Origin of the sequence: Trueperella sp. LYQ141, assembly GCF_046599555.1 — a bacterium.
Classification (GTDB): domain Bacteria; phylum Actinomycetota; class Actinomycetes; order Actinomycetales; family Actinomycetaceae; genus Trueperella.
Window position 1 is genome coordinate 122,021 of the sequence record NZ_JBKIWQ010000001.1, and the last position, 18,604, is coordinate 140,624.

The window sequence follows — 18,604 nt, forward strand, 5'->3', positions numbered from 1 at the left end:
AAGGGTTTATTGATGTGGGCAGTGGGCAACATAGGAGAGCGGCAGGCAGCATGGATAAGCCTAGGCGGTAAGTGCCATAGGTTATCGGTTTGAGGGCGTAAGCAGCACACCCCCACCCGTTTCCTAATCTCGTAACGCCCCTTGCGTCATCGTGTTACCGATAAGCAACATGGATTATCAACTGAGCTGCGAGTAATTGCCCGTGCCCCTAATCTTGTGTAGTGCGGCTACGCCGTCGATACTCGCGGTGTTATGCTTTAACTGGTATGCGCGTTTAGCCCTACCTTGCGGCTGAGTATTGGATCCCTGCCAGCTTTTCCTAGCATTAAGCGGCGTCCCATACCTTTCCCTGCCATCACAGCGAAAATAGCTTCTTAACAATTCGATAAAATCATTGACTCCTTAAAATCCTATATGATATATCTAATAGCAAATATGTCGATGGTGACATATAGAGCTGGCAAAGGAGACAGACATAAATCTGCAGCGGCTGCTGCGTCATACGCAAAAACTGCTGTGCACAACAAACGAACGACGGATGCTCTCTTCGCGTATCCATGCAAAGCGCGCGAAAAGGGGATCGTGATTGGAGAAGTGCTGTGGGTGGATGTACCTGTGAAACTGACCGTCCTCGTCTGGTAATGACGTTAGGCGACCTATCGGGTGTAGGACCTGAATTAGCTATCAAACTGCTATCGAATGAAGAAAATCGTCGGAAAGCCAATATTTACCTCATGGCTTCACCGGCAGAATTACAGCGATTTGCCGACGAGCAAGGCGCAACAATCCCAACTGCCGATCAGTTCGGCGACGGGAATATCGTGCTCGTCGAATCAAAATATGCCGATCAGCCGGTCGAACGGGGCGTGGCCAGCGTTGCTGGTGGCACTCGCGTCATGAGTGATCTGCTCGATTGCCTAGCGATGTTCAAAGACGGCAAAGTTGATTCCATTATGTTCTTGCCGCTGAACAAATCCGCATTGCATGACGCCGGCATGCACGAAGAAGACGAACTGCGGTGGTTCGCTAAAGAACTCGACTATCATGGCACCACTTCGGAGCTAAATTTCGCCGGTTCGCTGACGACCTCTCGGGTGACCTCGCACTGTGCCATTAAAGAGGTATCCGAGCGGATTAATGCGCGCTCAGTCTATGAGGCGATCCGGCTACTGGACGGCGTGATTCGGGGCAGTGGCGTGGATAATCCTCGGTTGGGCGTCTGCGCATTGAACCCACATGCCGGTGAATCTGGGCAGTTCGGTCGGGAGGAAATCGACCATATTGCGCCCGGTATTGCCTTGGCGCGCAACGAGGGTATGGACGTGGAAGGTCCATTCCCCTCCGACACGATCTTTATTGCCGCTCGCGACGGTAAATACGATGGCGTGGTCACGATGTATCACGACCAAGGTCAGATCGCGATGAAACTCATGGGCTTTGACGGCGGGGTGACGGTTCAAGGCGGATTGCCCGTTCCTATTGCCACTCCGGCACATGGCACGGCATACAACATCGTCGGGCAAAACAAAGCGAGTGTTGGTCCGTCCCAGCGGGCTTTCGATATTGCTGTTTCCTTGGGCAAGCGCACAATGGAAGAGCGTAAGGCTGCGCAATGAGTACCACGACGTCAGATAATTCTGTGGTAGATGATCGCTCTGATCGCCCAGCCCCGACGCGGAAATTCGATGTCGGCGAATGGGTTGTCAAATGTGTTTTCCTCGGAGTGGGAATCGCCGTCCTCATTGCCGGGCTAGGCTACGGACTGCAAGATAAAAACGGTCTGGTTGGCCCGGGGCTTATGCCTTTCGCTGCTGGGTTAGTGACGGTAGTGGCATCGATGTGGGATATGGCGAGATCCTTGCGTGCTCCGGTTGCCGCGGTGGCAAGCGAAGAGCCTACAGCCGCAACAACAGATGGGTTTTGGGCAAAGTATGCGAACGTCATTAAAGTATTCCTCGCCCTTTTCCTTACTCTCGTTCTCTGCCGGTTTATCGGCCTACTGTTATCGCTATGCCTGATGGTTGCCGGATTGATCGTCCTGGTTGAGAAGCGCCCCTGGTGGCAAGGGGTGATTGCTGGCGTTATTGCTTTCCTTTTCGGCTATGGCGTCTTTGTACTCGTCCTCGATGTGCCGCTTCCAACCGGCATGCTTGATCTGGTTTAAGGAGGGCAGCTCATGCTTGACAACATTATTTTGGGATTCCAGACCTCGCTTACTCCCGATAATTTGCTGTGGTGTTTTATCGGTGTGGCGCTGGGTACCGTCATCGGCATGCTGCCTGGTTTGGGTGCGACGACGGGCGTTGCTGTATTGTTGCCACTGACCCTGAGCATGGAGCCAGTAACGGCGCTCATCATGCTTGCCGGTATTTACTATGGATGCCAATATGGCGGCACTATTGCGGCGGTCCTTATCGCCACCCCAGGCGACGCGAATGCGGTGGCTACCGTTATAGACGGCTATGCCTTAGCGAGAAAAGGGCAGGCGGGCAAGGCGCTCGCGATTGCCGCAATTGGTTCCTTCATCGCTGCCATCATTTCGCTGGTACTGCTAGTACTCGTTGCTGCTCCGATTGCGACCTTTGCCCTTAAGTTCGGCCCTGCTGAAATGCTGGCCATTATGATTATGGGCTTGCTGACGATCATCTCCTTCTCCGGCGATAATCTCGCTAAAGGTCTGGTTATGGCGGGTCTGGGATTGTTCCTATCCACGATTGGCATGTCCTCAGGCTTTGCACAGTCGCGCTTTGCGTTCGGCAGTGTCAACCTGCTCGGTGGTATTGACTTTGTGGTTGTGATGATCGGCGTCTTTGCCGTCGGTGAAGTTGTGAGCCAGGTCGGTGCTGGTGGGGTAGCGCCAATCCGCACGAGAATGCGCGATATGGTCATTAAGCGACGCGATATTCAAGAGTCGATGCCCTCGATTTTGCGTGGCTCTGGCTTGGGCTTCCTGTTGGGATGTTTGCCGGGCGCTGGTTCAACGCTTGCCGCTCTCGTCAGCTACGGCGTGGAAAAGCAGACCAGTAAGAATCGTGCAATGTTCGGCAAGGGGGCAATCCAAGGCGTTGCGGCGGCTGAGTCGGCAAATAATGCGGCGGCGAATGCGAACTTCGTGCCTACGTTGGCGCTCGGTGTTCCGGGTGGTACGACGACTGCGGTGTTGCTGGGAGCATTCGTGATGTATGGCGTCCAGCCGGGACCGCTGCTATTCCAAAATCAGCCGACTTTGGTGTGGGGCTTGTTGACGTCATTCTTCATCGGTAATGTCATCTTGCTGATCCTGAACTTGCCGTTAGCTCCGGTATTCGCTCAGGCTTTACGGTTGAACTACTCGTTCTTGTATCCGGCAATTTTGTTCTTCTCAATGATGGGCGCTTTTGCCGTCGGTAATAATCTGTTTGCTCTATCTATCTTGTTCCTTGCTGGTATCGCCGGATTCTTCTTGAAGAAGTACGACTATCCGACGGCTCCGCTCATTTTGGGTCTGGTTTTAGGGCCGATGGCTGAGCGCGCATTGGTTCAGACGTCCTCGTATGCGAATGGTGATCTGACGATTATCTTCCGTGAACCGCTGGCTGTGGGCATTTTGGTGCTGACCTTGCTCATTATGTTGGTGCCGACGCTGGCTAAGCGAGTGAACTCGATAGGGCGTAAGAAGAAGGCGCGTGCTGGCGCAACTTCTGCGACGGAAAATCCCGCAGTAGAAACTCCTGCGATGGAAACCTCGGCAGAAGATGTCGTGGAAGTTGAGCTAACCAAGGGCGAAATAGCTGATGAGAAGCTTGGTACGAAGAGTGTAGACGGGTGAGGTGTATGTGCGGGATAGCGCAGTGGGCGTGAGCGTGCAGATTCGGCGCTGTGCCTCATAGCGGTGGATCCAGATTCCGGTGCGAGTGCGTCAGCCGTGCTATCCCGTCATCGCCTGATAGTAACCAGAACTAAAAACAACTAAATAATCAACTGTCAATGACGACATATTGAGGAGTGACATCATGATGAAAAAGCGTGCGTATGCGGCTATTGCTGCTGCTGGCCTGCTCGTCGTATCCCTCGGTGGCTGCGGCAAATCAGGCGGTTCAAGCTCGGAGGGCGGCTCGGATTTCAACCCGGGCAACCGACTGACGATGATTGTGCCGATGGCCCCTGGTGGTGGCTCGGATCTATCTGGCCGAGCAATTGCCTCGGGGTTGGAGAAAGTTATCGGTAAGTCGATCTCGGTAGAGAACCATCAAGGCGGCGGTGGCGCGGTTGGCTACGCCGGCTTCATGGGTAACGAGGGCAATGCCTCGTATTTGCTAGCAACGGAGACGGCGCTGGTGAATCTGCCGTTAACGGAGGATGTGCCCTTTACGTGGCGCTCCTTTACCCCGATTATGAAGGTTGGGCAGGATTCGACGATTATGGTCGTGCCGAAAGCTGCTAAATATGCCACCTGTGCTGACGTGGTGAGCGCAGCGAAGTCGGGAGCTGTTAAGGTTGCCGTTTCTGGTGGCGTGACGGGTAATGACGCAATCCAGTTCGGCTTGATTGAGAAGGATCAAAAGGTTCAGTTCCAGCGGGTGCCGTATGAATCCGGTGGAGAAGCTATCGCGGCGGCGCTCGGCGGGCATGTTGATGTGGCGCTGACGAACCCGAGTGAGGTTATGGGTCAGTTGCAGTCCGGTGATCTCAAGCCTTTGTGTGTTATCGCTGATAAGCGTTATGACTATGAGGAATTGAAGGACATTCCGACGACGATTGAGCAGGGGATTAACGTGACTTTCGCTCAGTTCCGCGGTGTTATTGCGCCGGGCGGTATCAGTGATGAGGCTAAGGCCTACTGGATCGACGCGGCGAAGAAGTACGCTGAGTCGGATTCTTTCAAGGAGTACATGTCCTCGAACTATATGCAGACCGACCCGCTATTCGGTGATGATTTCGTCAAATATTTAGAAAAGTACGAGGCGGATCTCAAGGCTGGTTTGGGGGAGGCGAAGTAGCTTCCTGATATATGGCCTAGTTGTTTTGTGCTGATGGAGGGGGTGCGCCTGCGGGTGTGCCCCCTCTTTTTGCGTGTTGGGTTTGTATAGCCAGTTGTGTGTTGGGTTTGGTTGTAGTAGCCAGCACGAGCTTTGGGTGATACCTCGCCTTGATATGTGCCGTTGTGTTGTGGGTAAGTATGTGCCTCGTACGTCGATTTCGGTGAGATGTCATCAGTTGGGGCGCCGTCAGTTATCGTGCTTTTAGGGCTCTATATCTCGTATTCCTTGTGCGTTGATGTTAGTAAACTGTCAAAGTATGTAGGCAGGGCTTCCAGCTTATCTTGCACCTAGGTGACTTCTCTCGATGTTTTTCAGTTTTTAATGTCAGATTATTGACACGCCGGTCTAATGGGGTTATATTACTAACAATTAGTACTGAATAAGTTACTAATTTTTCATCAGCGTCGATGTGTTACATAAAAATAAGAGGTCGCCAATGTCTGCCGTACTTACTATCTGCGCCATAATGGGCGTTATCGCTGCCGGATATTTCTTAATTAAAGGTCACAAGCCAGTCATCGTCTTGCTACTTACTGGCATTATCCTGACGGCAGTTTCCGTCATTGCTAAACCGGATCTGCAACTCCTCGACGAGAAAGCGACTTCTGGCTCTCGTTTCTTTGATATTTTCACCCTCTTTGAAAAGGTGGCTGGTAGTCAACTTACTGGTGTAGGTCTGATTATTATGGCAGCAGGCGGTTTCTCGGCATATATGAATAAAATCGGCGCCTCGCGCGCCCTGGTATCAGTAGCAGCTCGACCGATTGCGAAAATACATAAACCTTATCTGCTACTGATGGTTGCCTACCTACTCGGGCAGGTGCTCTTCATGGTTATCCCCTCCGCCGCCGGGCTGGCAATCCTCCTGCTGGTTCTTCTGGTACCTATTCTGACCGAAGCAGGCGTGACCCCAGCCGCCGCTGCCGCAGTCATTGCGACCTCCTCAGGCCTGCCAATGGGGCCAGCTACCGGAACGACGGTTCTCGCAGCCGACACTGCCAAGATGTCCCCCGTCGTGTACTTCACCCAAAATCAGCTTCTTGTTGCCGTTCCTGCCATGATCGCCGTGATGTTGACCCACTACTTCACCCAACGCTATTTCGACCGAAAAGGCACAGAGGTGTATCAAACCCCGGTGCTGAAAAAGCAAGCCCCGAAAAATATTGCGCCGCGCTACTACGCGCTGTTCCTGGTTTTGCCCATCGCTATGCTCGTCATTTTTAGCCCGCTGACGAACGACAATATTGAGCTATCGACGGTGACGGCTTTCTTTATTACCTGGCTATTGGCCGTTATCGTGGAGTTGATTCGCCGACGTGAATCGGCGGTACTGGCAGAATCCACAGAATTCTTCAGCGGAATGGGCTCAATGTTTGCGTCGGTGGTGTCCTTGATTATCGCAGCGCAGATATTTGCTCAGGGAATAACCCATACTGGTGTTATTGCGCACCTCATTGAAGCTACCTCAAAAGTGGGTGCCGGAATGGTGATCGTGACGATCCTCTTTACCCTTATCGTTGGTATCGTGACGTTCTTGACGGGATCCGGTGTTGGAGCATTTTCTGCTTTTGCCAAGCTCGCTCCCGATGTTTCTGCCGGATTAGGCGGATCGACGGCAGCTCTCGTCACCCCAATGCAGTTTGCCAGCGGGCTATTCCGATCATTTTCTCCGATAGCAGGAGTCGTTATTGCTGTTGCTGGTGGCGTCGGAATTTCTCCCATTGCACTCGTTAAGCGCACACTTGCGCCAATGCTCGTTGGGATTATCGTCATGCTGGCAGCCTCCTTGATCCTGCTCTAATTACTCCAAACGCAAAGGAGAACATCATGCCAATCGGTGCTTTGAATTCCTCGCTAACCCGCAAGGGGTATCTCAGCGATGAAATGGCTGAAATATGGGGAGAAAGAGAAACAATTGCGCGAGTCGTAGAGGTAGAATCGGCACTCGCGGCTGTGCAGGGTGAACTCGGTATTATTCCGGCGCGCTTTGCGGCAATAATCGTCGAATATGCGTATATGACTGACGAGTTAGTGGCAAAAATTTCGGCTGGAAAAGTAGGTAATCCACTTGTTGCGGCACTCGATGCGATTCGCGCACAGATCCCCGAAGAAGCCAGAGGGTTCGTGCATTATGGGGCGACGAGTCAGGATATTCTCGATACTGCTCGGGCGCGTCAGATTCTGATGGGAATGGGCGTTCTTGATGAAAAACTTAAGGAGCTCATTGGCAGGTTGCGTCAGTTTGCAGGGGAACATGCGCAAACGTTAATGGTGGCGCGCACGAATGGGCAATATGCCCTGCCGACCACGCTCGGTATGCGGTTTGCTCGTTGGCTACGCGAGCTGCAACGGGCGCAGGCGCGGCTGGCGCAAACAGTTGAGCGTGCCGCAATGATTCAGTTCTCGGGGGCTGCGGGGACGTATGCGGCCACCGGAGAGCAAGGCGTTCGTGTGGCGCAGGCGCTAGCTCAGCGTTTAGGGCTGACTTTTGAGATTGTGCCTTGGCATGCTTCGCGCGACGGGATTACGGAATTGTGCTGCAATCTGGCGATTTTAGGGCAGAGCTTGGCAAAAATTGCCGAAGATTTATTTGCCATGCAGCAATCGGATATGGGAGAAGCCCATGAGCAGATGGATGCGCATAGTTCCGGCTCGTCAGCAATGCCGCAAAAACTTAATCCGTTTACCACGATGAAAGTCAGCGTCAATGCTCGGCTGGCAGCCGGTTTAGCGGCGACGGTTTTGACTGCGCCGCCAGGAACTTTTGAACGGGATCATCGGCAGCTAGAGGTGGAACGCGATGCGCTGGGGCAAATTTTCACCCATATTGATGGTGCCCTGACGAAACTCCTAGGGTTGTTTTCTCGCCTGAGTTTTGACGTGGAAAAGCTGCGCGACGGGGTGAAAAATGGCGGTGAGTTGCTGATGAGTGAATCGGTGATGATGGTGCTCGCGCCAAGGATTGGCCATGAGGCGGCGCATGATCTTATTCAAGAATTTGCGAAAGCCCAGCGCAGTGAAGGGATTTCCCTGGCGGAGTATATCGGGCAACGCACGGATTTAGCGCTCAGTGATTCGGCAGTTGCAGACCTGCAGGAGGCTTTAGATCCGCGATCCTATTTAGGGTTATCTGTTGATATTGCCCGAGGAGTTGCGGCTGGAGAGTAGCGCCCGGGAGCGTGGTCCGTCGTCAGTTCTTCGTCACTGATCTATGTGAGGAAGGATGAAAAGTTCGAGTTGATCGATGATTTCCTCGATTTCGCGGGTGCGCTGTTGGGCGAGATCAGGGTTGTGTTCGGCCATAGCGGCAAGGAGGGCTTCTAAGACGACGATCATGCTCGCGCGGCTCTTAAATCGCGCGGAGGAAGAATGTACTGTCAGCATGTGGTCGGCGTGTACTCGCAGTGGCGTTGTTTGCCGGTTTGTCAGCAGTATGGTCGTCCCGCCTCGCTGTTTGACGGCGTGCATTATGCGATACATGGCAGCGGAATGGCGGTCGAAGCTGGTTACGAGAAGGACGGCATTTTCGCCGGCATCGAGGAGGTCGTGGGCTGTCATATCTATGCCAGATAGTAGGCGAACATTGGGACGTCGATATTTTGCGAGCAGTGCAAAGTAGGTCATCAGGGAGCGCCCGCTTGCAAAAGAGGCGAGGAATAGTGGGCGGTGAGGGTCGGAGACTAGGGCGGCAACAGTGTCGAAGGTTTCTGTTGAGATATATTCGGCGGTTCGTTGCATATCGGTGGCGGCTCGATGTAAATGATCGCCGACGAGGTGTGTGGCTGCGAAGCGGTGGGGATCTTCGCGTTGCAGGGGGCGGTCAAAGTTTTCTGCCACTTCGGCCTGAAGTTGACGAGAGAAATCGCGGAATCCGCTGTAGCCAAGGGTGCGAACGAATCGAGTTACGGAAGCGGTGGATAGCTGGGTATCTGCACAGATTGCTTCTAGGTTGCGGAAGGCTAGATTGGGGTATTTTTCCACGAAATAGTCAGCAAGCACCTGTTGTGAGGGGGATAGGTTGCCTAGTGTACTCAGGCGGTCAAAAAGACTCGTGTTACGTCCGGTGCTCATAGACGTATTCTAGGTGAATAGGGGGAATGCTACAGCTTGACCTTGCCCGTCTGATAGGTGTGGCTCGCCAGTAATAATTCGATATAGTATATTCTTATATAGAATTATAAGCGGGTGAGAAGAGAGGCTGAATATGCGTCGTACATGTATGGGGCACGTATTGGCTCAGGCAAAACAACTGGCAGACCGGCGGTTTGCCCGAATTTTGAATCAGCATGGAATTGACGCTTTTAATGGGGCGCAAGGGCGAATCCTGTATGTGCTATGGCATAACGACGGGCAATCTTTGCGGGAAATCGGGCAGGCTACCGGCTTAGCTGCCGCCACTTTAACGTCCATGGTTGACAGAATGGAAAAAGCTGGGTTGGTTTCCCGAGTGCAATCATCTAAAGATCGACGTACTACGCTCATTCGCTTATCTGGAGAAGCCCAAAAGCTAGAAGAAGCCTATTATGCGGTTTCCGACGAGATGGCTGAGGCGTTTTTTGCGGGCTTTAGCGCTGAAGAACGTCGTATGTGTGAGGAGCTTTTAACTCGTGCGGTGGAAAATTTGAAGCGGTTGGAGTACTCGGAGTAGTTGGATCAGTTGGACTCGTTGGATCGGTTGGAGTAGCTGGAGTTGGCAGGTTTGCTGAAATAGCTGGGGTGCTGAGTTGGTTGGAGTAGGTGAAGGAAAGGTAATGCGCGAGCTGATTATCAAAGAGATCAACGTCAAATCGATTATGACTAAATCGCAGCTGCCAGTTGGGGGATATAGCGTCAATCCTTATGTGGGATGTGCTCATGCCTGCCGATATTGCTATGCCTCGTTCATGAAGCGGTTTACTCGCCATCCGGAGCCGTGGGGCGAATTTGTGGATGTGAAACAGTGGAAACCGCTTAGCGACCACATAAATATGACGATCAGCGTATTGTCATCGGTTCGGTAACTGACGGGTATCAACCAATTGAGAAAACGTTTCGCCGCACTCGAGCAATCTTGGAGCAACTAAAAGAGTCTCGGGCAAAAATTTTGATTTGTACTCGCTCTGGGTTGGTGACGCGAGATCTAGATTTACTAACGACCATGCCCGACGTCACCGTAGCCTGGTCAATTAATAGCCTTGAGGAAAAATTTGTGCGTGATATGGAGCATGCGGCTACGATTAAACGGCGTTTGGCGGCCATGCAGGAGCTTTATCAGGCCGGAGTGCGAACCGTTTGTTTTATTTCGCCAATTTTTCCGGGCATCACTGATCCCGTCGAGATTATTGAACAGGTAAAAGATCGGTGTCATTATGTGTGGCTAGAAAATCTGAATCTGCGAGGCGGTTTCAAGAGCGATATTCTCAACTATATTCGGCAAACTCGCCCTGGATTAATCCCGCTCTATCGAGATATTTATGAGCGTAAAAACTATGAATATTGGGACGAACAGCTACTAGATATTGAATCGTATGCACAAAAGCATGGGCACCAGCTTTTCGATAATTACTTACCCGATCATCGAATGCCGCCCGGAAAACTCGGAATTATCAACTACTTATATCACGAGCAAATTAGAGGTAGTGACAATACTGGGAAAAGGAATAAAGCCTCGTAATGTGGGTGGATTAGGGGCTTTAAGGGTTGCGATAGGCGCGTGTTCGTGAGTAGTTGTGGCGTGTTTTTGTTTTGTAGGTAGCCGAATTGGGTGGCGGTAGGAGCGTTGTGGCATTACATTCGGGTGTTGCTCGGCGCAGGATTCCTCTTATTCGCACTCGCGCTGTTTTGGTGTTGTTGCTGGTGATTGGGTATGTAAGGCGTCAGGGCAAAGCAGATAATCCACCGGCAATTAGGTATTGCAGCGGCAGATTGGGTGTGATACGTTTCATTAATCCTATGGCAAAGATGTTTTAGGATTGCTAATCAAATAAATCGCAAATGGTGTTTAAGGAGCTGTTTGGTTATACGGTCGTGAGGTGCGAGATGAAAGTAAACAAAATCCTTGGAGCAGTTATCTTTCTGGGGCTAGCGTTTGGAATTATTTTTCTTGGCGCGTGCTATAACCGAGTTGATGCTATGCAGAAACTTTTCGCAGCGGGTGTAGGCCCTTTACCTGAACACGTCATACGGGCGATGCAGTGGATGGAGTATTCCGTTGCTGCGTTTGCGGTTTCCGCAGTCAGTGCTGGAATTCTCTATATTCGTAAGCGGCGATAGGGTGTGTTCCTAGCTCGGGCTAAAGATTGCTGTGCGGGGCGTTACGTGTGAGGTAGCGCCCCGCGCGTTTAATCGTGAAGTCAAGACGTGTTTGCTGCGGCGGGTAGGAGGATGCTGCTGTGTTGAGGGTTGCTGGGGATTAGCCGTTACTCGGATATGAAGCGCTAGGTATTAAAGGTGATTTTTTGGGGGGGGTTGGCTGGCTTCCGGTTGCAACTACGGGCAAAACATGACGTCGTCTTGTTTGTAGTAGATGAATAACCAGTCTGGCTCTATATGGCATTCTCGATGGCTAGAGTTGCTGCTTAGTGCGTGATCTCGATAGTTCCTGGTGATGGTGTATCACTTGCCAGGAGGTTGACGCTTGCTCTCAGCTTATCGAGTTTTTCCGTATTCATTAGCAATTTTAAGTTGCGAGAAAGCACGAGGAATACTTAATTGTGTAGCCGTGGCATTAACCGTCCTCGCTCAGTGCCGCAGCAAATGATTCACGCGCAGTTGTATGGCCAGGAACGCTAGATTTTTGCAATCCGCTCTGGTTCCAACATGGCGGCAATTGCCTCGTGATCAGGCTGACCGAGCTGGATGTGAAAAGGGATAGCCGCTCGCGAATAGCGTGACGCACGAAGATGTTGAATGTAGCGGAGATGTTCATTCTCATCTCGCCAAACAATTGCTCTGCTTCTTTTTCAGGGCTTCATCCATGTGGATGCTGATATTTGTTGTAGCCATATTGCATCTCCTCGCATAGGGTGTTTGCACGAATAAATTAATGATTTTATGGCGATAACAAGTACACATGAATCGTAGACCGGCTCTGAAACGTTGTTAGCGCAATGCGTCATATGGTCTGAGCTATAGTGGTGTGGTAGCTCCGCAGATTTTCTTGCTGGATGTGGCGTTGTAGTTGATGCTCTGGTTAACTCTCAACGAATGGGTGTTGTGACTACTTGATGGAAACATGTGCGTTCTGTTGGTTTTCTCTTAGGCATATGTATTGTCAGCTCTTTTGTTCTTGAAAACATATGTTTTAAGTTCCTAATTCTGAGTGTTTAAGGTGTATGTTATCTGCTATTTTTGGCCACTGGGCAGAAAATAATTCAGCAAGTATCTAGTAGAAATGTGTCGAGATAATTTAACAAGTACAAGACTATGAATCTTGAGATGGGAGGGCTATACTGGAGAAGGTAACAGATAACCAATAAGAATCGTCACAGCTTTAAGGCTTGGTATAGGCGATTCGGATTTCTCCTCGGAGTCAGCTTGCTGGCTCCGATTTTCACGTTGATTCAGCGTTGTCCTGTTGAGATTGTTGATCTCTAGTTAGTGGCAGTGGTCGGTCAAAATATTCGAGCTGATAAGGTAAAGCTGATTATCTAGATAATGCGCGCAATCCTATCAAGTTTTTATTTGAGAAATAATCATTCTGAGAAACCTATTTCGCCAAAAACTACTCTGCAATTATGTTACATATAGACCTATGAGTACGCGCACAGTAATGTCTGATGAACAGAAAATGTATCGGGTGGGAATTGACGTAGGTCGAAACTCTGTTGGATTTTGTGCACTTGAGGTAGACGGGAATTCTGCTCCGTTGCGTTTGCTCGCAATGAATACGATTATTCACGATGCTGGTGTCGATCCAGATGCTCAAAAGACTGCTGAAACTCGTCTAGCTACTTCTGGTTTGGCAAGACGTATGCGTCGAGCAAAGCGTCAACGTCGTAAGCGGCTGCGTGATGTCGAAAATCTAATGGAGGAATTAGGGTGGCCGATATTAGACGTCCCGCAGGCCGATGATACTAACCAGTCCTGGGAAAACCGTGCAGAGTTAGCGACCTTTTATATTGAGGACGATGATACGCGCAAGCAAATGCTGGTTTCTGCTGTACGTCATATAGCGCGGCATCGAGGGTGGCGTTCTCCCTGGCAAAGAGCTGAGGCGCTGTCAATCCAAGATAATCAGATCGTCAGTGAGCAATATTTGGAGCTTCACCAGAGAGTTCAAGAAAAGTTGGCTGTTAAAGATCTCCCTGAGGGACTGACGGTCGGCCAGCTGGTATGGTGTCTGTTGCAAAAAGAAGCAGTGAATTTAAGGAAGAAAAAGACGGCGGAAAAGAGCGGAACAATCCCATTACTGCCTCGCCTCATGCAATCCGATCAGGCGCGTGAACTGAGAATAATTGGAGAAGTGCAGCGCTTAGATGAGGGTCTTATTGCAAGGTTGATTCATGCGGTATTTGCTGCCAAGACTCCCCGGGGTTCGGCGAATGAACGAGTTGGTAGAGATCCGCTTCCTGGACAAAAACAATACCGCCGTGCTCCGAAAGCTCATCCGGTATTCCAGGAGTATCGTATTCTTAGCGTGGTCGCTAACATGCGCGTTAAGATGCCAAATGGTGAGGAAAAGTCATTAGATCAAAGCCAGCGGGATCGTGTGGTGGATTTATTGATGACGTGGGAGAGGGAAGAGCGCCCTTCCTGGGCAGATGTGGCCGATGTGCTTGGTCTAGAACGCCACAACTTACGTGGAACGGCGTACGAATTTGAAGATGGGGAGACAGTAGCAGCTCGTCCACCGATTAATGCAATAAATGAGATAATACGTGCGTGTAAAGTTAGAGATGTACGAGAGGCCTGGCGGATATGGACGCCAGAGCAACAAGGGCGTTTTATCTCACAACTTGTCGGTGATCTTGACATTGATATCCCTCTTGATGGTGAGGAGAGCGACGATGAAATCGTCACTTTGCTGAGATCTCTTACTGAATCAGATCTTGACAAGCTGGATGCTATGCGTTTGCCTGCTGGACGTGCGGCATATTCGATTGAGTCGCTCGAAATTATTAACAAAGAAATGCGAGAGCGCAATTGCGGTGTGTATGAAGCTTTACATGCAGCTTTTGGTATCACGGGTGATTGGAAACCCCCAGCCGAGCCTATTTCGGCACCATTAGGGCATCCAGCGGTTGATCGAGTACTGAAGATCGTTAATCGTTGGATTCTTATGGCAGAGCAACGGTGGGGTGTTCCAATCGCCATCAATATTGAGCATGTTCGTGATGGGGCGGTTCCAGAGAAACAAGCTCGGGAAATCATGTATTCGTACAATATTTCGGCTAAAGAGAATGAGAAAATTAGTGACCAGCTAAAAGGACTGTCTGATAGCAGTGGGATTCAGCTCTATCCTGCTCCAAGTAGCGCAGATATTCGTAGATATAGAGCGCTTCAACGGCAAAATGGTGAATGTTTGTATTGTGGAGCAGAGATAACTCTATCGACTGCGGAAATGGACCACATTGTTCCACGTAAAGGTGAAGGATCGTCGAATCGGCGAGAAAATCTCGTAGCTGTTTGCCGTGATTGTAATCGTGATAAGTCAAATCAGCTGTTTTCGGTATGGGTCGCAAAGTGTGGTCGCGAAGGTGTTTCTAGTGCGGAAGCGTTGCGGCGGATTAATTTTTGGATTAAAGACCCTGATTGGAATGCGTCGTCATTTCGAGCGTTTAAGAAGGCAGTAGCTCAGCGTATTAGGCAGAAGCAATCCGATGAGCCAATTGATGCGCGCTCAATGGAGTCAGTGGCGTGGATGGCGAAGGCGCTTGCTCATCGTATTGAAGCGCACTTTAGTTATTGTCCGACTCATAAGGTATCAGTACGGGTGTATCGAGGTGCACTAACATCTGAAGCCCGCAGAGGAACTCGTTTTCGCCATATCGAAATGATTGGTGGACGAGGAAAGCATCGTATGGATCGGCGGCATCATGCGATTGACGCAGCAGTTATTTCAATGATGCGTCATAGTGTTGCAGAGACTTTGGCTATTCGCAGTGAGTTGCGAAGAAATCAAGAAGATACTGGATCTCAACGTACGTGGAAAGAATTTGTTGGAAGGGATTTTGCTGCGCAGAAAATCTACGCTCAATGGTTAGAACATATGTCGGCTTTGGCTCAGCTCTGTCAAGAGGCGCTGAATGACGATATGGTGACTGTGCATAACTATTTGCGTTTACGTCCCGCGGTAGGGGCTATTCATGAGGCAACGATTACCCCGTTGGTTTACAAAAAACTCGGTGATAAATGGACACGTGAGGAAATTGATCGAGTAGCTTCAGGTGCGATGTGGGTGGCGTTAACACACGATCCGTGTTTTGTTTGGAAGACGGGAAAAGTTGAACTACCAATAGACCCTGAGCGTAGAATCCGGGTTAATGGAACAGAGTATAGAGCAGAAGATCTGATCCCGTTATTCCCTTCTAAATCTCCACAGATTGTAGTGCGTGGTGGTGCGGTGAGCATCGGAAATTCCATTCATCACGTGCGAATATATCGAGTTCGGGAGAAAGCAAAATCGCGTTTTTATATGATGCGTGTTTTTGCTTCAGATCTTAAACGAGCACGTAGAGAAGATGTGTTTGCATGGGAGTTGCCGCAATATTCAGCCTCTATGCGGGATGCTCATATAAATTTACGGATAGCCATCCGCGAAGGTAAAGCGGAATATTTGGGATGGTTAGTTCGCCATGATGAGATTGAATTAGGTTCTCTCCCTGAGATGGAAGGGGTAATAGGGGAATATTATCGCGTATTGCCTGAGACGAAACGATGGAAGATAACTGGATATGAAGATTCCTCTAAATTGACGCTTAAACCGATTTATATTTCTGGAGAAGAGTTAAGCTCTTTGGACCGCGATGCAAAAGCCTGGCGAGATGAGGGAGGGAGACGAGAAAATGTCTCACCGCCGGTCTTTAGCTGCGAAGATATAGCTGCGATTTCTAAGGTTGTTAGCAGTCGAGGATGGCGTGTGGCAGTTAATTCGCTATTTAAGGATTACGGGGTAATTAATATTAACCGACGGGATGCTCATGGGCGAGTACGACGATACTCTTATGCAGGCCATTTGCCTGTTAGCTGGTGTATAGAGGATTAACATGCAAGAACTATGGCAGGTTCTGGATCTGTCAGCTGCGCACTGTAATCTTCGTAGTGAACGAGGCGCAGTTGTGGTTACAGCAGAGGGTAAAGATCCTGTGCGGATTAGTGTCAGTGACCTTGCATGTGTGTTGCTAGGAATGCATGTTCGTCTTTCTGGTGCAGTGCTCCATCGTTTAATGCAAGAGGGAACAGCCGTTCTGTTATGTGACTGGCGGGGAGTTCCAGAGGGTGGCGCGTATAGCTGGAGGGATCACTCGAGAATTGCTGCACGTCGTCGTGCACAAGGAACCCTGTCACTACCTCGCCAAAAGAATGCATGGAAAATAATTGTTCGTGAAAAGATTTATAACCAGGCTATAGCGCTTGAGGCGATTGGGGAGGAATCGAGATATTTACTCAATCTTATGAGAAAGGTTCGTTCTGGAGATTCAGAGAATATCGAGGGACGTGCAGCACAGTATTACTGGAAAAAGATTTTTGGTCCATCTTTCACCCGTAACGCAGGGAGTCGGGCAGGAATTAACGGGTTACTGGACTATGCCTACACGATTGCGCGTGGACATGCTATACGAGCAGTTCTAGCAGCAGGTTTAGAGCCAAGTTTTGGAGTGTTTCATCGTCATCGAGAAAATATGTTTTGTCTTGCAGATGACATCATTGAAATTGTTCGACCTGCAGTCGACCTTGGGGTGTGGAATCTTATTGAAGCTGGAGCAGTTGATGTGGTCGATTGTCGTGCAGAGCTTGTTGCTATAGCTGCAGGTACTTTTTCGCCAGAGGGGTATACAATCCCCAGCGTGCTGGAAAGAGTGGCAAAAAGTTTTGGGCAGTATGCAGAAGACGATGAAGCTGAGTTTGAAATTCCCTCATGGAAGCCCTGTTGTGGTGAGACCTAGTGGCAGATGATCCGATGTGGGCGCTAGTTATGTTTGATGCTCCGGTGAAAAGCGCTGAGCAACGAGCATCTGCTACGAGATTTCGGAACACTTTATTAGATTATGGCTTTAGTATGGTGCAGTATAGCGTCTATGCAAAGTATTTACCCACAGGGGTGACTGGAGTTCCGACTCTGCGTGCAATACGCAATCGTGTGCCGTACCAGGCAAAGGTTCGTATTCTGTTTGTTAGTGATCGCCAATGGGCAAATATGCAGAGATTTTATGGAGAAATACAGGAATTTCATGCGGAAAAGCCGCAACAATTAATGTTTTTCTAGCTTATTAACCCCAGATTGTGGCTTAATTGCAATGAAAAATGGCATAGCACAAGTATATCAAGGGGAAAGGTAACAGATCCCCAACTCAAGAATCTCGATTGCCGCGCGAGAGTCAAGTATATCAAGGGGAAAGGTAACAGATCCCCAACTATACGAGATGTTCCTCGATAACTTTTTCAAGTATATCAAGGGGAAAGGTAACAGATCCCCAACTGGTCCACGGGCAAGCTCCAACCCCTACCAAGTATATCAAGGGGAAAGGTAACAGATCCCCAACGCAACGATTCGAGAAGCAACTGGTCAGACAAGTATATCAAGGGGAAAGGTAACAGATCCCCAACGTCCAGGGGCGGGGAATGATCTCGTGAGCAAGTATATCAAGGGGAAAGGTAACAGATCCCCAACGTTTCGACCAGTGGGCCGCTGGAGGTTTCAAGTATATCAAGGGGAAAGGTAACAGATCCCCAACACTCGGTTACTCATATAGTCACTCGGTTCAAGTATATCAAGGGGAAAGGTAACAGATCCCCAACCTGATGGGTTGCGATCATCGCGAGGATCCAAGTATATCAAGGGGAAAGGTAACAGATCCCCAACTAATCCTCCACGCCATCAAAAGCTAGATCAAGTATATCAAGGGGAAAGGTAACAGATCCCCAACCGTGTGCGGCCTGGTCGATAGTGCCGGTCAAGTATATCAAGGGGAAAGGTAACAGATCCCCAACTACGCTGTCTTGTAGTTCTCCATCATCGCAAGTATATCAAGGGGAAAGGTAACAGATCCCCAACTGGTCGAGCTGACCGGCACGGTTGGCTTCAAGTATATCAAGGGGAAAGGTAACAGATCCCCAACCTAAAGCGTTGCGTCGTTCGGAGGAGGACAAGTATATCAAGGGGAAAGGTAACAGATCCCCAACTTCGACTATGACGCATTCAAGCGTGATTCAAGTATATCAAGGGGAAAGGTAACAGATCCCCAACAGTACAGGTGCCAGCCGCCCGAGCCGGTCAAGTATATCAAGGGGAAAGGTAACAGATCCCCAACTTAAGTTGATCTTCCTGCGTCTTTCCCACAAGTATATCAAGGGGAAAGGTAACAGATCCCCAACCAGGCTAGACGGTTGAGCGGTTAACAAACAAGTATATCAAGGGGAAAGGTAAAGGTATTCAATGAGGT

At 50.0% G+C, this 18,604-nt stretch carries 15 protein-coding genes and 1 CRISPR repeat array; of the genes, 13 read left to right on the forward strand and 2 right to left on the reverse strand.

All coding sequences use genetic code 11. From position 1 onward, the window contains the following. The first annotated feature begins 599 nt into the window (after window positions 1-599). From ACLHIJ_RS00560 to ACLHIJ_RS00585, 6 genes are all read left to right on the forward strand, one after another. Window positions 600-1,616, forward strand: coding sequence for a 4-hydroxythreonine-4-phosphate dehydrogenase PdxA (locus tag ACLHIJ_RS00560; RefSeq protein WP_411298215.1), 1,017 nt, complete (start codon window positions 600-602; stop codon window positions 1,614-1,616). After that, window positions 1,613-2,164, forward strand: a complete 552-nt coding sequence (locus ACLHIJ_RS00565) for a tripartite tricarboxylate transporter TctB family protein (protein WP_411296659.1) — start codon at window positions 1,613-1,615, stop codon at window positions 2,162-2,164. The genes ACLHIJ_RS00560 and ACLHIJ_RS00565 overlap by 4 nt, the downstream gene beginning before the upstream one ends. Window positions 2,165-2,176: 12 nt before the next feature. Beyond that, window positions 2,177-3,808 carry a tripartite tricarboxylate transporter permease gene (locus tag ACLHIJ_RS00570; protein ID WP_411296660.1) on the forward strand — a complete coding sequence of 544 codons (1,632 nt, stop codon included), beginning with the start codon at window positions 2,177-2,179 and terminating at the stop codon, window positions 3,806-3,808. Window positions 3,809-3,992: 184 nt separating this feature from the next. Next, complete coding sequence (locus ACLHIJ_RS00575) at window positions 3,993-4,979, forward strand: tripartite tricarboxylate transporter substrate binding protein (RefSeq protein WP_411298216.1); 987 nt, start codon at window positions 3,993-3,995, stop codon at window positions 4,977-4,979. 478 nt (window positions 4,980-5,457) lie between these two features. Next, the gene (gene dcuC / locus ACLHIJ_RS00580) at window positions 5,458-6,822 is read left to right on the forward strand and encodes a C4-dicarboxylate transporter DcuC (protein ID WP_411296662.1); all 1,365 of its coding nucleotides are present in this window, start codon (window positions 5,458-5,460) and stop codon (window positions 6,820-6,822) included. Between the two features lie 26 nt (window positions 6,823-6,848). Then, the gene (locus ACLHIJ_RS00585; RefSeq protein WP_411298217.1) at window positions 6,849-8,189 is read left to right on the forward strand and encodes a lyase family protein; all 1,341 of its coding nucleotides are present in this window, start codon (window positions 6,849-6,851) and stop codon (window positions 8,187-8,189) included. Window positions 8,190-8,222: 33 nt separating this feature from the next. Here ACLHIJ_RS00585 and ACLHIJ_RS00590 read toward each other — a convergent pair whose 3' ends face one another. Next, window positions 8,223-9,092, reverse strand: a complete 870-nt coding sequence (locus ACLHIJ_RS00590) for a MurR/RpiR family transcriptional regulator (RefSeq protein ID WP_411296664.1) — start codon at window positions 9,090-9,092, stop codon at window positions 8,223-8,225. A 133-nt stretch (window positions 9,093-9,225) separates the two neighbouring features. Between ACLHIJ_RS00590 and ACLHIJ_RS00595 the strand changes: the two genes are divergently transcribed. From ACLHIJ_RS00595 to ACLHIJ_RS00610, 4 genes are all read left to right on the forward strand, one after another. Next, window positions 9,226-9,669, forward strand: coding sequence for a MarR family transcriptional regulator (locus tag ACLHIJ_RS00595; RefSeq protein WP_411296665.1), 444 nt, complete (start codon window positions 9,226-9,228; stop codon window positions 9,667-9,669). Window positions 9,670-9,772: 103 nt separating this feature from the next. Next, on the forward strand, window positions 9,773-10,021 hold the full coding sequence (locus ACLHIJ_RS00600; protein WP_411296666.1) for a hypothetical protein: 249 nt from the start codon (window positions 9,773-9,775) through the stop codon (window positions 10,019-10,021). Between the two features lie 17 nt (window positions 10,022-10,038). Next, complete coding sequence (locus tag ACLHIJ_RS00605; protein WP_411296715.1) at window positions 10,039-10,674, forward strand: radical SAM protein; 636 nt, start codon at window positions 10,039-10,041, stop codon at window positions 10,672-10,674. A gap of 365 nt (window positions 10,675-11,039) precedes the next feature. After that, on the forward strand, window positions 11,040-11,273 hold the full coding sequence (locus ACLHIJ_RS00610) for a hypothetical protein (protein ID WP_411298218.1): 234 nt from the start codon (window positions 11,040-11,042) through the stop codon (window positions 11,271-11,273). Window positions 11,274-11,489: 216 nt separating this feature from the next. Here the strand turns inward: ACLHIJ_RS00610 and ACLHIJ_RS00615 are convergent, their stop codons facing one another. Beyond that, complete coding sequence (locus ACLHIJ_RS00615) at window positions 11,490-11,609, reverse strand: type II toxin-antitoxin system mRNA interferase toxin, RelE/StbE family (protein ID WP_411298382.1); 120 nt, start codon at window positions 11,607-11,609, stop codon at window positions 11,490-11,492. A 1,180-nt stretch (window positions 11,610-12,789) separates the two neighbouring features. Between ACLHIJ_RS00615 and cas9 the strand changes: the two genes are divergently transcribed. From cas9 to cas2, 3 genes are read left to right on the forward strand one after another with little or no spacing between them, the layout of a single operon-like run. Further along, on the forward strand, window positions 12,790-16,206 hold the full coding sequence (cas9, locus tag ACLHIJ_RS00620) for a type II CRISPR RNA-guided endonuclease Cas9 (protein WP_411298383.1): 3,417 nt from the start codon (window positions 12,790-12,792) through the stop codon (window positions 16,204-16,206). Window position 16,207: 1 nt separating this feature from the next. Continuing rightward, window positions 16,208-17,107 carry a type II CRISPR-associated endonuclease Cas1 gene (gene cas1, locus ACLHIJ_RS00625; RefSeq protein WP_411298219.1) on the forward strand — a complete coding sequence of 300 codons (900 nt, stop codon included), beginning with the start codon at window positions 16,208-16,210 and terminating at the stop codon, window positions 17,105-17,107. Continuing rightward, window positions 17,107-17,427, forward strand: coding sequence for a CRISPR-associated endonuclease Cas2 (gene cas2, locus ACLHIJ_RS00630; protein ID WP_411298220.1), 321 nt, complete (start codon window positions 17,107-17,109; stop codon window positions 17,425-17,427). Before cas1 ends, cas2 begins: the two co-directional genes overlap by 1 nt. Before the next feature lie 49 nt (window positions 17,428-17,476). Beyond that, a CRISPR array of direct repeats spans window positions 17,477-18,536; the repeat unit is 36 nt; unit sequence CAAGTATATCAAGGGGAAAGGTAACAGATCCCCAAC. The last annotated feature ends 68 nt before the right edge of the window (window positions 18,537-18,604 follow it).